The organism is Pseudomonas sp. TE50-2 (assembly GCF_040813665.1).
GTDB lineage: Bacteria > Pseudomonadota > Gammaproteobacteria > Pseudomonadales > Pseudomonadaceae > Aquipseudomonas > Aquipseudomonas soli.
In genome coordinates, this window is the sequence record NZ_JBFNXN010000001.1 from 1,585,147 (window position 1) to 1,597,907 (window position 12,761).

Consider the following 12,761-nt stretch of genomic DNA (forward strand, 5'->3'; position numbering starts at 1 on the left):
TGCAACCGAGCGAATCGCTCTCTAGCCTCAGGCCGTCACTGCGCTTAATCAAGCGTCGTCCGGCTTGGCGCCTGATCCGAAAATCCCCCACATGGACAAGGAGTAGCCAGTAGGCTACTTTCATGCATGAGCAACCTGATCGACACAACGCCAGAATTCGAATCCTGGCTCGATAGCGTCAAGGACCCCATCGGCAAAGGTGCTATTGCGGTACGGATTCTCCGCGCAGAAGGTGGCAACTTCGGCGACACCGAACCCGTCGGCGACGGTGTCAGCGAAATGCGCGTGTTCATCGGGCCTGGCTACCGCATCTACTATGTGCGCACAGGCATGGCGCGCTATTTGATGCTCTACGGTAGTGACAAAACTGATCAAGGCAGAGGCATCAAGCGAGCGAAGGAAATTCTCGATGCCCTGCGAGGTAAATGAAGATGAATAGAAAAGCCGAGTCTGGCGATATGCCAATCCTTGACCTGGAACTGAGCAACACAACCCGCTTCGAGGCCTCCCGCTTCCTCGACACCCCCGAAACCATTGCCGCCTTCCTGGCAGAAGCCTTGCACAGCAACGATGCCCAGACGCTGATGCAGGCCATCGCTGAAGTCGCCAAGGCCATCGGTGTAAATCAGTTTGCCCAGGATGCAGGTGTTAACCGCGAGTCGCTCTATAAAACGCTCAAGGGAGGGGACAAGACACGCTTCGCTACCGTCCAGAAGCTGATGCTTGCACTAGGGGTGGAGTTGACGGTCAGGCCGCTCGAGACCGCCAACGCCTGCAACAAGGGAATCCAATAAACAGGCGAGGGCATGAAGTGAAAACGGAGTTGCCTGAAAAGAGTCGAGCCGGCATGGCCAAAGCACTGTCGCAAGATGTTTCCCACGCAGTAACCAACAGCCCCGCTGTTTGATGCAAATAGCCCCGTAGCGCGAACTACGGGGCTTTCAGCAAAGAAATCAATACAGACCTTTATTGCATCAACCAACCTGCTCGAATCGCCGTCGCCTCACGAACAGGCCCACGCCCAACCCGGTGGCAAGGACCGACAGCAATCCCAGGTCCAACCCGAACAAACGGGCTTGGCTAACAATGATGCAACCGGCGAAACCAACCACCACCAGCGCCACCCCCAGCCACTTGCGCAGCGGGTAGGGCCTGAGGAACCGATCCAGCAGGCCATAAAGCACCAGGGCGATGACCGCATAGGTAATTTCGGACACAGGCGCCTCCCTCAGGTCTTGATGATCAGGGTCGAAGTGGAGTGCTGCGGACCGATGCCGCCATTGACCTGCGCCTCGATGCTGACCAACACATCGCCAGCATGGTAGGTGGGCAGGACGTCATTGGCATAGGCACGCACCCCAGCGCCCACCGGCACGCCAACATACGGCGATGCTACAGAACTGGCGGCCGCGGCAAACGCCGAGGCGGCAAGGTTGGCGACCTTGGTGCGCTGGGAATTGAGGGTATCGCCCTGCTGCCGGGTCAGCGGCTTGGAGATGCCGATTTTCATCACGCATGGCAACCCCTTGGCCAGCATCCTGTCGTACGTCTCGACGACCTTGCTGTTGACCTCGTAGTGGGCACTTTTAGCTTCGCCGAAATGCAGCTCGCGCAAACGCCCACGCTCGCTGTCGGTCAGGGTGATCTGCGAGACGTTGAAGACGATCCCGTGATTGCCCATGTATTGGAAAGTCCCTTCGAACTTCATTGCACGCATCCTTACGAAAACAAAGGGCGCGATTCTCTACGAGAGCAGTGCCGCTGCAAATCGTGGCAGGTTGCCAGCAAGCGCCGCAGGCTAGCGATTGCCCTACTGTCAGTATTCCTTTTCCAGGAACGCGGACCCGATGCTGACGCACGCTATCAGCGAGTCGCCACAAAAAATACAGGCAATGAAAAAAGCCCCGAGACGTTAATCTCGGGGCTTTCTCATGTATGGCGGAGAGATAGGGATTTGAACCCTAGGTACTGTTGCCAGTACAACGGATTTCGAATCCGTCCCGTTCGACCACTCCGGCATCTCTCCAATGGCGCGCATCATACCAGCGATTTCGTTTCTGGCAAACCTTTTTTGAAAAAAATTCGCGTGGTATCAGGCGCTTGCGTGAACGGGCCGCTTACAGCGGCACGCCCAGGCGCTTGGCAACTTCTTCGTAGGCTTCGATCACGTCGCCCAGGCCCTGGCGGAAGCGGTCCTTGTCCATCTTCTTGCGGGTCTCTTTGTCCCACAGGCGGCAGCCGTCCGGGCTGAATTCGTCGCCCAGGACGATCTGGCCGTGGAACACGCCGAACTCCAGCTTGAAGTCGACCAGCAGCAGGCCTGCGTCGTCGAACAGCTTGCTCAGCACTTGGTTGACCTTCAACGACAGCTTCTTCATCTCCACCAGTTGCTCGGCGGTGCCCCAGCCGAAGGCGACGACGTGGGATTCGTTGATGAAGGGGTCGCCCTTCTCGTCGTTCTTCAGGAACAGCTCGAAGGTGGACGGCTCCAGCTTGATGCCCTCCTCCACGCCCAGGCGCTTGACCAGGCTACCGGCGGCGTAGTTGCGCACTACGCACTCGACCGGAATCATATCGAGCTTTTTCACCAGGCACTCGCTGTCGCCCAGCAGCTTGTCGAACTGGGTCGGCACGCCGGCTTCTTCGAGCTTCTGCATGATGAAGGCGTTGAACTTGTTGTTCACCATGCCCTTGCGGTCGAGTTGCTCGATGCGCTTGCCGTCGAACGCCGAGGTGTCGTTACGGAACAGCAGGATCAAGCGGTCGGCGTCGTCGGTCTTGTAAACCGATTTGGCCTTGCCGCGGTAGAGTTCGTCGCGTTTTTCCATGATGGGCTCCGCTTGCTTGAGTAGGTGGGCTAGGCGATTTGGCGCCAGTCGAGCCCTTGATCCTGATTCGCCACCTGGAGCCAGTCCGGGTCGCACCCGAGGGCGTCGACGAAGCACTGGCGGGCCAGATGTGGCAGGTTGTTCTTGCTGCTGAGGTGGGCCAGCACCAGGTGCTGCAGGTTTTGCCAGCCCAACTCGGCCACCAGGCTCGCGGCCTGGTGGTTGTTCAAATGTCCCTGGCCGCCGCCGACCCGCAGCTTGAGAAAGCGCGGGTAATGCCCACGGGCCAGTAGGTCGCGGCAATGGTTGGCTTCGATCAGCAGGGCATCGAGCCCCTGATAGCGCTCCAACAACTGCGCGTCGTAGCTGCCCAGGTCAGTGAGCATGCCGAAGCGGCGGCGACCGTCGCTGATCACGTACTGCAACGGCTCGTAGGCATCATGCTCGACCCGTGCCGCGCTGACCTGCAGATCGCCGATCTGCACGACATCGCCGCAACCGAGAAAACCGGCCACCTCCACCGGCTTGCGCATGCCGCGCAAGGTGCCCTGGCTGAGGTAGACCGGTACATTGTAGCGCCGCGACAGCAACCCCACGCCATGCACGTGGTCGGCATGTTCATGGGTCACCAGCACCGCGCTCAGCTGCGTGGCCGAAACCCCGAGCAGCGCCAGGCGCCGCTCGGTCTCGCGCAGGGAAAAGCCGCAATCGACCAGGATGACCGTGTCACCACTGGCGATGAGCGTGCCGTTTCCCTGGCTACCGCTTCCCAGAACCGCGAAGCGCACTTAGCCCAGGTGGTCCTGGATCGCGCTCAGCACGCGGCGGGCGACATCGGCCGGGGCCACGGTGTTGATGTTCTTCTCGACGGTCACCTGGACGTTATCACCCACCTTGCTCAGGCGTACCTGATAACGCTCGGCGCGGGCTTCACGCTCTTCCTTGCTCGGCTCGCTGCCGAACAGGCGGCTGAAGAAGCCAGGCTCCTTCTGCTTGTCGTCGGGCTTCTCGGACAGGTTGATGTAGTACAGGCCCAGACTGCGGTTGATGTCCTCGACGCGCCACTCGCCCTGCTCCAGGGCGCGGCCGACGCCGGACCAGGCGCGGTCCAGGTCGGAACCCAGGAACAGCACCGGGTTGCCGCTGCCGTCCTCGCTCAGGCTGACCTGGCTCGGGGCATCGAAGTCGCGCGCGGCCAGCAGCGAGACCGACCCGCCCTTCTCGGCGCTGCGGTTCATGCTGGCGAGCATCTCGTCGACCAGCAGGGCGTCGGTGCCGGTGTTGCTGGAGGCGGACGGGAAGTCAGGCTCGGCAGTGCTGCCGGCCGGGCGCTCGACGCTGACCACATACACCTCGGAGGTGTTGCGCTGCACGCCGGGCTCCATGCGCACCCGCACACGAACTTCGCTGTCCGGGCTGCTGGAGGTACTGGCCAGGCGCTGGCCGAGGGAAGCCGACAGTTCGTCGAAGCGCTGCCAGGTGGTGTTGAATTCGCCGGTCTGCGGGCGCTCTTCAGCGATGCGGAAACCGTTGTCCTCGAAGAACTGGCGGGTCACCGGCCAGACTTCGGCGGGCGAGCGCTGGGCCAGCACCCAACGGCTGTTGCCGCTGCGCTGCAGGCTGAAATCGCTGATGTCGGCGGTGGCCGACAGCGGCTGTGGACGGGGTACCTCGAACTCGCCAGTGGCGCGATCGTCGGCCACGTTGCGCGGGATCGGCAGCAGCGGATCCAGGCGCTTGACGTTGCTGGCGTCCGGCGGCAGCTGCATCGGCGCGGTAGGCTGCGCCTGCAGGTAGTCGCTGCCACGGTCGCGGAAATAGCCATCCTCGCCCCACAGCCAACCGCACCCACTGGTGCTGGAAATGATCAGGGCGAGAGCGGAAAGACCAGCCAGTCGCTTCATGCGGTGTACTTCCTCGATTAAACCAGTACGCCGGACTGGCGCAAGGCAGTACGGACTTTTTCGTGACAGCCTTCGCTCAGCCAGGTCAGCGGCAGGCGGATACCTTGTTGCATCAGGCCCATTTCAACCAGCGCCCATTTCACCGGGATCGGGTTGGCTTCGCAGAACAGGTCTTTGTGCAGCGGCATGAGTTTTTCGTTGATTGCGCGGGCCTTCTCGGCATTGCCCTCAAGGGCGGCCTCGCACAGGTCGGCCATTTCGCGCGGGGCGACGTTGGCGGTGACGGAGATGTTGCCCTTGCCGCCCATCAGGATCAGCTCGACGGCGGTCGGATCGTCGCCGGACAGGACGATGAAGTCCTTGTCGACGCCGTCCAGGATGGCCTTGGCACGGACCAGGTCGCCGGTGGCTTCCTTGATACCGATGATGTTCTTGACCTTCGACAGGCGGATCACGGTGTCGGCCTGCATGTCGCAGGAGGTGCGGCCGGGCACGTTGTACAGGATCTGCGGGATGTCGACGGCTTCGGCGATGTGCTTGAAGTGCTGGTACAGGCCTTCCTGGGTCGGCTTGTTGTAGTACGGCACGACGAGCAGGCAGGCGTCGGCGCCGGCATTCTTGGCGTTCTGGGTCAGGTGCACGGCTTCGGCAGTGGAGTTGGCACCGGTACCGGCAATTACCGGGATCCGCTTCTTGCTGTGCTTGACCCGCTCGACCACGTGCTTGATGACCAGGATGTGCTCTTCGACGTCCAGGGTGGCGGACTCGCCGGTGGTGCCGACAGCTACGATCGCGTGGGTGCCGTTTTCCAGGTGGAAGTCTACAAGTTTGTCGAGGCTGTCCCAGTCCAGACGCCCTTGTGCATCCATGGGTGTGACCAACGCCACCATACTGCCCGCAATCATGTAATTGCTCCTGCCGGAAAAAGAGAGCGGTAATGGTACTGGCGCCATCGGCCTTGCACAAGCGAAGCAGGCGGGCGGAGCATTCCCCTTCGCGCCGCTTTTCGCTACCCTTGATCCTTTGATCGATACAGCGCGGCCCGTCGGGCCGTCGACAGTGCGCCTCGCCTGCGTCCACAGCCGCCCAAACCGGCCGGGGCCCTGCTGGAAAAGGAGGCTTGCCCCCGTCCTGTACCGACCGCTCATCGCTTTAGGAATGCTGCATGTCCACCCCCACCGTTCGCGAACAATTCCTCGTCATCAGCGCCCTGGGCCCCAACCCCATGGAGCTGGCCAACGTCCTCAGCCGCGCGGCCTTCGACAATCGCTGCGCGGTGGTCACCTCGCGCCTGTCGCGCCACGGCGAAACCAGCGCCCTGGTGCTGCAGGTCGGCGGCAGCTGGGATGCCCTGGCCCGCCTCGAGGCCACCCTGCCGGGCCTGGGCAAGAAGCACGGGCTGACGCTGGACGTGGTCCGCAGCGCCGACCAGGAGGTGCGCCCGCAGGCCTTGCCTTACGTGGCCTACGTCAGCGCCGCCTATCGCCCGGACATCATCAACGAGCTGTGCCAGTTCTTCCTCGACCACCGCGTCGAACTGGAAGCCATGACCTGCGACACCTACCTCGCCCCGCAGACCGGCAGCAGCATGCTCAACGCCCAGTTCACCGTGATCCTGCCGGCCGGCACCCAGATCAGCTGGCTGCGCGACCAGTTCCTCGACTTCGCCGACGCCCTGAACCTGGACGCGCTGATCGAACCGTGGCGCCCACAGAACCCTGTCTAAGGAAGCTCCCATGGCCGTAGCAATCGACCAACCCGTCGCCGATATCCAGGTGCAGGCCACCAGCGGCCAGACCGTCAGCCTGGCTGAGCTGAAAGGCCAGCAAGTGGTGCTGTACTTCTACCCCAAGGACAGTACTCCGGGCTGCACCACCGAAGGCCAGGGTTTCCGCGACCAGCACGCGGCATTCCTCGCCGCCAACACCGTGGTGTTCGGCGTTTCGCGCGATGGCATCAAGTCGCATGAGAACTTCAAGGCCAAGCAGGCGTTTCCCTTCGAGCTGATCAGCGACAAGGACGAGGCGCTGTGCCAGCTGTTCGACGTGATCAAGCTGAAGAAGCTGTATGGCAAGGAGTACCTGGGCGTGGACCGCAGCACCTTCCTGATCGACAAGGACGGTGTGCTGCGCCAGGAATGGCGCGGGGTGAAGGTGCCCGGGCATGTGGATGCGGTACTGGCTGCGGCCGAGGCCTTGAACAAAGCTTAAGGACGCATGGGGCTGCTGCGCAGCCCCAGCAATTACAGCATCGGCGCCACAGACGTTTCCTGCCGCGGCCAAGCATCCAGCACCGCCTTGAACAGCGTCGCCAGCGGGATCGCGAAGAAGATCCCCCAGAACCCCCACAGCCCGCCGAACAGCAGCACCGCGCAGATGATAGCCACCGGGTGCAGGCTCACCGCCTCGGAAAACAGCAGCGGCACCAGCACGTTGCCATCGAGCGCCTGGATGATCGCGTACACCGCCATCAGGTAGATGAACTGGTCGCCCCAGCCCCACTGGAACAGCGCGATCAGGGTCACCGGCACCGTCACCACCACCGCACCGACATACGGCACCACCACCGACAGCCCCACCAGCAGCGCCAGCAAGGCGGCATAGTTGAGGCCCAGGCTGATGAAGGCGATATAGGTGGCAATCCCGCAGATCAGGATCTCGATGCCCTTGCCGCGGATATAGTTGGCGATCTGCCGGTTCATCTCGTCGCCCACCCGGTTGAGCAACGTGCGCTCACGCGGCAGGTAGCCACTGACCCAGCGCCCGATCAGCTCGCGATCCTTGAGGAAGAAGAACACCAAAATCGGCACCAGTACCAGGTAGATCATGGCATTGACCAGCAACGGCAGGCTCGACAAGGAGAAGGTCAACGCCCACTGGCCGAACTTGCCGATTTCACCGCGCACCGACTCGATGGCACGCAGCACCTGCTCATCCGACACCAGGTGCGGATAGCGTTCGGGCAACAGCAGCAACAGCGACTGCCACTTGCCGAGCATGCCGGGCAGCTCGTTGAACAAGGTGATCAGCTGATGCCAGAGCAGCGGCACCAGCACCAGCATGAACACCGCCAGCGCGCCCATGAAAAGCGCGAACACCAGCCAGACGGCCAGCCGCGTCGGCACCTTCAAGCGCTCCAGGGCATTGACCAGCCCCTGCATGAGAAACGCCAGGACCATGCCCGCCAGCACCGGCGCGAGCATGCCGCCCAGGGTCAGCACCACGGTGAAGGCCAGGAACAGCAGGACCGCCAGCACCACTGCCTCCTCGTCGGAGAAGTAGCGCTGCATCCAGTCGCGAAGCACTTTGAACATTGACGATCCTAAAGTAGGGAATCAGGCCTTGCGCAGCCAGTAGGTGTAGACCCCGGCCTCGGCCGTTTCATGCAGCAGCGTATGACCGGCCAATTGGGCGAACGTGCGGAAATCGCGCTGGGAACCGGCGTCGGTGGCGAGCACTTTGAGCACCGCGCCGCTGGCCAGGCGATTGAGCTCCATCTTCGCCTTGAGCAGCGGCAATGGACAGTTGAGACCGCTGGCATCGAGCTCGGCGTCACAAGTCGGGGTGTCACTCATCGGGCAGCGCTCCAGGACCGCATGGGGAAGGCCGCTAGGATACCGCCACTGGTCGGCATCGCGCGACCCGGCTACAGTAAGGCTTTTGACCGACGCGAGCTTCTGCATGAATCTACTGCGCCCCACCCTGTTGACGCTGGCCTGCCTGCTGGCCCTGCCCGGCCACGCCGACGACCTGCCGTCACTGGGCGACGCCAGCTCCGCGATCGTCTCGCCACAACAGGAACACCAGCTCGGCCGCGCCTGGCTGAGCCTGTTGCGCGGCCAGGTGAACCAGCTCAACGACCCGCAGCTCAAGGACTTCGTCGAGACCAGCGTGTACAAGCTGGCCGAGACCAGCCAGCTGCAGGACCGACGCCTGGAGTTCATCCTTATCGACAGCAAGGAACTCAACGCCTTTGCCGCACCCGGTGGCATCGTCGGGGTCAACGGCGGCCTGTTCCTCAATGCCCAGACCGAAGGCGAGTACGCCTCGGTACTGGCCCACGAACTGGCGCACTTGTCGCAACGCCACTTCGCCCGCGGCGTCGAGGCCCAACAACGCATGCAGTTGCCGATGATGGCGGCCTTGCTGGCCGGTATCGTGCTGGCGGCGGGCGGCGGCGGCGATGCCGGCATTGGCGTGATCGCCGGCACCCAGGCTGCGGCAATCCAGGAACAGCGGCGCTTTTCCCGGCAGAACGAACAGGAAGCCGACCGTTTCGGCATCCTCAACCTGGAAAAGGCCGGCTACGATCCGCGCAACATGCCCAGCATGTTCGAGCGCCTGGCCCGCCAGTACCGCTACGATGCCAAGCCGCCGGAATTCCTGCTGACCCACCCGGTCACCGAATCGCGTATCGCCGACACCCGTAACCGCGCCGAACAGGCGCCCAAGGGCGGCGTGGAAGACAGCCTGCGCTACCAGTTGATCCGCGCCCGCGTGCAGCTCACCTACGAAGGCACGCCGGGCATGGCCGCCAAGCGTTTCCGCGCCCAGCTCGACGAAACCCCGAACATGGATGCCGCCCGCTACGGCCTGGCCCTGGCGCAGATCAAGGGCGGCCAGCTCAACGAAGCGCGGGAGAACCTCAAGCCACTGCTGGCCAAGGCCCCCAACGACATCACCTACAACCTGGCGCAGATCGACCTGGACATCACCAACAACCGCCTGGCCGACGCCCAGCAGCGCGCCCAGCGCATGCAGGCGCTGTATCCGGGCAACTACCCATTGAAACAGGTGCGCGCCGACCTGCTGGTCAAGCAGAACAAGCCGGCCGAAGCGGAAAAGGTGCTGGATGACCTGGTCAAGAACCGCCCAGACGATCCGGACGTGTGGTACGACGTGGCCGAAGTGCGCGGACTGTCGGGCAACACCATCGGCCTGCACCGCGCGCGCGCCGAATACTTCACCCTGGTAGGCGACTTCGACCAGGCGATCCAGCAGCTCGACTACGCCAAGCGACGCTCGGGCAGCAACTTCCCGCTGGCGTCGCAGATCGACCAGCGCCAGCGCGAGATCATGGAACAGCAGCGCATGGTCAAGGAGATGATGGGGCGCTGATACACAGCCAGAAACCATCGCGGGGCAGGCCCGCGATGGTTTGTGCAACCGGTCAGGCGTTACCGGACAACTTCAACCGCGCCGCCTGGGTGAAGTCGAGCATGCGGTTCAACGGCTTGATCGCCTTGGGGATCAGCGCCGGCTCGACGAAGATCTCGTTGCTGCCATTGCGCAGACAGTCCAGCACCCGCTCCAGGGTGTTCATGGCCATCCACGGGCAGTGCGCGCAGCTGCGGCAGGCCGCGCCGTTGCCAGCGGTCGGCGCCTCGACGAATTCCTTGTCCGGGCACAGCTGCTGCATCTTGTAGAAGATGCCGCGGTCGGTGGCGACGATGAAGGTCTTGTTCGGCAGGGTCTGCGCCGCCTTGATCAGCTGGCTGGTGGAACCTACCGCGTCGGCCAGTTCGATCACCGCTTCCGGCGACTCCGGGTGCACCAGGATCGCGGCGTCCGGGTACAGCGCCTTCATGTCGGCCAGCTGGCGCGACTTGAACTCTTCATGAACGATGCAGGCGCCATCCCACAGCAGCATGTCGGCACCGGTCTGCTTCTGGATGTAACGACCCAGATGCTGGTCCGGGCCCCAGATGATGGTCTCGCCGTTGTCCATCAGGCTTTCGACGATTTCCAGCGCGCAGCTGGAGGTCACCACCCAGTCGGCCCGGGCTTTAACTGCCGCGGAGGTGTTGGCGTAGACCACCACGGTGCGCTCGGGATGTTGGTCGCAGAAGTCCGAGAACTCCTTGACCGGGCAACCCAGGTCGAGGGAGCAGGTCGCTTCCAGGGTCGGCATCAGCACGCGCTTTTCCGGGGTGAGGATCTTCGCCGTCTCGCCCATGAAGCGCACCCCCGCCACCACCACGGTCTCGGCGGGATGATTCTTGCCGAAGCGCGCCATTTCCAGCGAGTCGGACACGCAGCCGCCGGTTTCCTCGGCCAGGGCCTGGATCACCGGATCGCAATAGTAGTGGGCCACCAGCACGGCGTTCTGCTTCTTCAGCTCGGCAGCGATGGCCGCACGGTAATCGGCCTCCTGCGCGGGCGTCAGCGGGTTGGGCTGCTTGGCATCGAGGTGCGCCTGGACCAACAGGCGTTCGGAAATCTGGGTCATGATCGCTGGACCTGCAGGGCGCTTGAGCGCGTCAGTCGAGTGTATCACCCGGCCCTTGCAGATCGGCTAGCGGTGCCGGACGGCCAGCGTCTCGGCCCCTCTGCGGGCGCGGATTATTATCGGACGCGAAGGCTACAGGCAATCGGAAGGATGCAAAAGGGGTTTTTGCAGCCCTCCGTCGCGGGGCAAGTCGGGTCGCCGCATCGCCGCTCCCACGATGATGGGAGCGGGTCTGCCCGAAGGGTCAGCCCTGCGGCTGCAGCGCCGCCAGGTGGCCGCTGATCAGCATGGCGAACTCTTCGACGGTCATCTTCTTGCCGTTGAAGTCGACCATGCCATCGGCGTACTGCAGGCTCGATACCACATCGGTGCCCTCTACCGTGGCCATGCCGCTCTGCAGCGCCATCATGCCGAGCATCTCGCCAGCCTGGCTGGACTGCTGGGCAATGGCCTGGGCGTCGGTCTCGCCGTCGAGCAGCGCCTGCAACGTGGCCAGGTCACCGACCATCGGCTTGGAGACACTGAGCTTGGCCTTCAGCTGGGTCAGCAGCTGCTTGCCCAGCTGGTCAGGCGGCAGGTCGAACGAGCTCGGGCTGGCGAAGTCCATCGCCAGGTTGAAGTGGCTCTCGCCATTGGCGGTCTTGAACGCCAGCTTCTCCACCGCCACCTGCGGCTTGGCCACCAGCAGCTTCTGCAGGTCGCCCTGGATCTTGGCCTGTTCCTCGGGGGTCATGTCCAGCGATGGGGCCTCGCCCTCGGCCGCCTCCTGCTGCATCTGCGGCAGCTGGGTCTGGTACCACTCCATCAGCGCCTGCATGGCCGCGATGTCGATGGACTTCATGGTCAGGACCATTTCCGCGCTGCCGACCTTGCGCCCGGCGTAGCTGATGTCGGCAACCTTGTATTCCAGGCGCCCGGCCAGCTTGTCCTTGGCCTCGCCCTCGGCGTTGTACAGGTTGTTCTGCTGCAGGCCCTTGAGCACCAGCACTTCCTGCTTCGGCCCGAAGGTCACCTGGGTGTCGGCCAGGGCCAGGTCGAAGTTGCCGACATAGACCATGTCGTGGGCGGTTTCGTGGAGCTTGCCACCGGCCTTGAAGCCGTTGAGCAGGATCTTCACCGGCGCCTGTTGCTCATCGACGAAATTCAACTCCAGGTGCTCGGCATTGCCGTGGATCTCCACCGCCTTGCCGTCGCGGTCACCGCGCAGTTGCAACTGCAGGCCGGAGAAGTCCAGGACGTTGCCGCCGTCTTCCTTGAGCGTCACCGGCGCCAGGCGGATATCGCTGTCGACACTGCCGTTGTAGCCGAGGCTGACCTGGGCGGTGACCGGTGCCTTGTCGCCGGCGGCGGTGAACCAGCCCGCGGTGAAGTCATCCTTGTCCAAAGCGCTGTTGCTGGTGGCCATGACCGGCATCAGCTTGAACGCCTTGACCCGCGACCAGGGGAACGGGCCGTGCTCGATCTGGTCGGTCACGCCAACCTGGAAGTTCAGCGCCTCGGCCTCGCCGAGCTGCACGTTCTCGGCCTTCAGGCGGTAGTGCGCGGTGCTGGTGAAGAAGTGCTGGTCCAGCGAGACCAGCTCGATGGTCATGCTGCCGCCGTTACCGACCAGGGCTTTCTTCAGCTCTTCGTTGCCGCGGGCAACGGAGCGCTCCAGCTCCGCGGGCAACTGCTTGCCGGTATACCAGGCGCCAGCGGTGGTTGCGACGGCGATGGCCACGGCCAGACCGGAAAGGATGCCTACTGATTTCTTCATGAATAGAACCGATTGCTGTCCATATGGGGCTGATAGGCCCCCTCG

The 12,761-nt window shown here is 63.3% G+C and carries 15 protein-coding genes and 1 tRNA gene; 5 read left to right on the forward strand and 11 right to left on the reverse strand.

Annotation, left to right across the window (positions count from 1 at the left end):
- Nucleotides 1-126: 126 nt before the first annotated feature.
- Both AAHK21_RS07155 and AAHK21_RS07160 read left to right on the forward strand, forming a co-directional pair.
- Nucleotides 127-429: a type II toxin-antitoxin system RelE/ParE family toxin gene (locus AAHK21_RS07155; protein WP_367856852.1), complete on the forward strand. Its 303-nt coding sequence runs from the start codon at nucleotides 127-129 to the stop codon at nucleotides 427-429.
- Between the two features lie 2 nt (nucleotides 430-431).
- The gene (locus AAHK21_RS07160) at nucleotides 432-794 is read left to right on the forward strand and encodes an addiction module antidote protein (protein WP_367856853.1); all 363 of its coding nucleotides are present in this window, start codon (nucleotides 432-434) and stop codon (nucleotides 792-794) included.
- Between the two features lie 180 nt (nucleotides 795-974).
- On the opposite strand, the gene AAHK21_RS07165 is transcribed toward AAHK21_RS07160, so the two are convergent.
- From AAHK21_RS07165 to dapA, 7 genes are all read right to left on the reverse strand, one after another.
- Entirely contained in the window at nucleotides 975-1,217 is a 243-nt protein-coding gene (locus tag AAHK21_RS07165) for a hypothetical protein (RefSeq protein ID WP_102681691.1), read from the reverse strand.
- 11 nt (nucleotides 1,218-1,228) lie between these two features.
- Nucleotides 1,229-1,708: a hypothetical protein gene (locus AAHK21_RS07170; protein WP_367856854.1), complete on the reverse strand. Its 480-nt coding sequence runs from the start codon at nucleotides 1,706-1,708 to the stop codon at nucleotides 1,229-1,231.
- A 228-nt stretch (nucleotides 1,709-1,936) separates the two neighbouring features.
- A tRNA-Ser gene (locus AAHK21_RS07175) sits at nucleotides 1,937-2,026 on the reverse strand.
- 91 nt (nucleotides 2,027-2,117) lie between these two features.
- Nucleotides 2,118-2,828, reverse strand: coding sequence for a phosphoribosylaminoimidazolesuccinocarboxamide synthase (gene purC / locus AAHK21_RS07180; RefSeq protein WP_367856855.1), 711 nt, complete (start codon nucleotides 2,826-2,828; stop codon nucleotides 2,118-2,120).
- Nucleotides 2,829-2,857: 29 nt separating this feature from the next.
- Nucleotides 2,858-3,616, reverse strand: a complete 759-nt coding sequence (locus AAHK21_RS07185; protein WP_367856856.1) for an MBL fold metallo-hydrolase — start codon at nucleotides 3,614-3,616, stop codon at nucleotides 2,858-2,860.
- Nucleotides 3,617-4,732 (reverse strand): outer membrane protein assembly factor BamC, encoded by a 1,116-nt coding sequence (gene bamC / locus AAHK21_RS07190; RefSeq protein WP_046856746.1) that lies wholly within the window; start codon nucleotides 4,730-4,732, stop codon nucleotides 3,617-3,619.
- Between the two features lie 17 nt (nucleotides 4,733-4,749).
- Nucleotides 4,750-5,637, reverse strand: a complete 888-nt coding sequence (dapA, locus tag AAHK21_RS07195; RefSeq protein WP_217868671.1) for a 4-hydroxy-tetrahydrodipicolinate synthase — start codon at nucleotides 5,635-5,637, stop codon at nucleotides 4,750-4,752.
- Nucleotides 5,638-5,897: 260 nt separating this feature from the next.
- Between dapA and AAHK21_RS07200 the strand changes: the two genes are divergently transcribed.
- Together AAHK21_RS07200 and AAHK21_RS07205 are read left to right on the forward strand one after the other, a co-directional pair.
- Nucleotides 5,898-6,458 (forward strand): glycine cleavage system protein R, encoded by a 561-nt coding sequence (locus AAHK21_RS07200; protein ID WP_038705592.1) that lies wholly within the window; start codon nucleotides 5,898-5,900, stop codon nucleotides 6,456-6,458.
- A 10-nt stretch (nucleotides 6,459-6,468) separates the two neighbouring features.
- Nucleotides 6,469-6,942, forward strand: coding sequence for a peroxiredoxin (locus tag AAHK21_RS07205; RefSeq protein ID WP_367856857.1), 474 nt, complete (start codon nucleotides 6,469-6,471; stop codon nucleotides 6,940-6,942).
- Nucleotides 6,943-6,974: 32 nt separating this feature from the next.
- Here the strand turns inward: AAHK21_RS07205 and AAHK21_RS07210 are convergent, their stop codons facing one another.
- Together AAHK21_RS07210 and AAHK21_RS07215 are read right to left on the reverse strand one after the other, a co-directional pair.
- Nucleotides 6,975-8,045, reverse strand: coding sequence for an AI-2E family transporter (locus tag AAHK21_RS07210; RefSeq protein WP_023630921.1), 1,071 nt, complete (start codon nucleotides 8,043-8,045; stop codon nucleotides 6,975-6,977).
- Between the two features lie 21 nt (nucleotides 8,046-8,066).
- Nucleotides 8,067-8,306, reverse strand: a complete 240-nt coding sequence (locus tag AAHK21_RS07215; RefSeq protein WP_023630920.1) for a sulfurtransferase TusA family protein — start codon at nucleotides 8,304-8,306, stop codon at nucleotides 8,067-8,069.
- Between the two features lie 106 nt (nucleotides 8,307-8,412).
- On the opposite strand from AAHK21_RS07215, the gene AAHK21_RS07220 reads away from it, so the two are divergent.
- On the forward strand, nucleotides 8,413-9,849 hold the full coding sequence (locus AAHK21_RS07220) for a M48 family metalloprotease (protein ID WP_046856749.1): 1,437 nt from the start codon (nucleotides 8,413-8,415) through the stop codon (nucleotides 9,847-9,849).
- A 52-nt stretch (nucleotides 9,850-9,901) separates the two neighbouring features.
- Here AAHK21_RS07220 and nadA read toward each other — a convergent pair whose 3' ends face one another.
- Both nadA and AAHK21_RS07230 read right to left on the reverse strand, forming a co-directional pair.
- Nucleotides 9,902-10,960 carry a quinolinate synthase NadA gene (nadA, locus tag AAHK21_RS07225; RefSeq protein ID WP_046856750.1) on the reverse strand — a complete coding sequence of 353 codons (1,059 nt, stop codon included), beginning with the start codon at nucleotides 10,958-10,960 and terminating at the stop codon, nucleotides 9,902-9,904.
- A 244-nt stretch (nucleotides 10,961-11,204) separates the two neighbouring features.
- Nucleotides 11,205-12,716, reverse strand: coding sequence for a YdgA family protein (locus tag AAHK21_RS07230; RefSeq protein ID WP_367856858.1), 1,512 nt, complete (start codon nucleotides 12,714-12,716; stop codon nucleotides 11,205-11,207).
- Nucleotides 12,717-12,761: the final 45 nt, after the last annotated feature.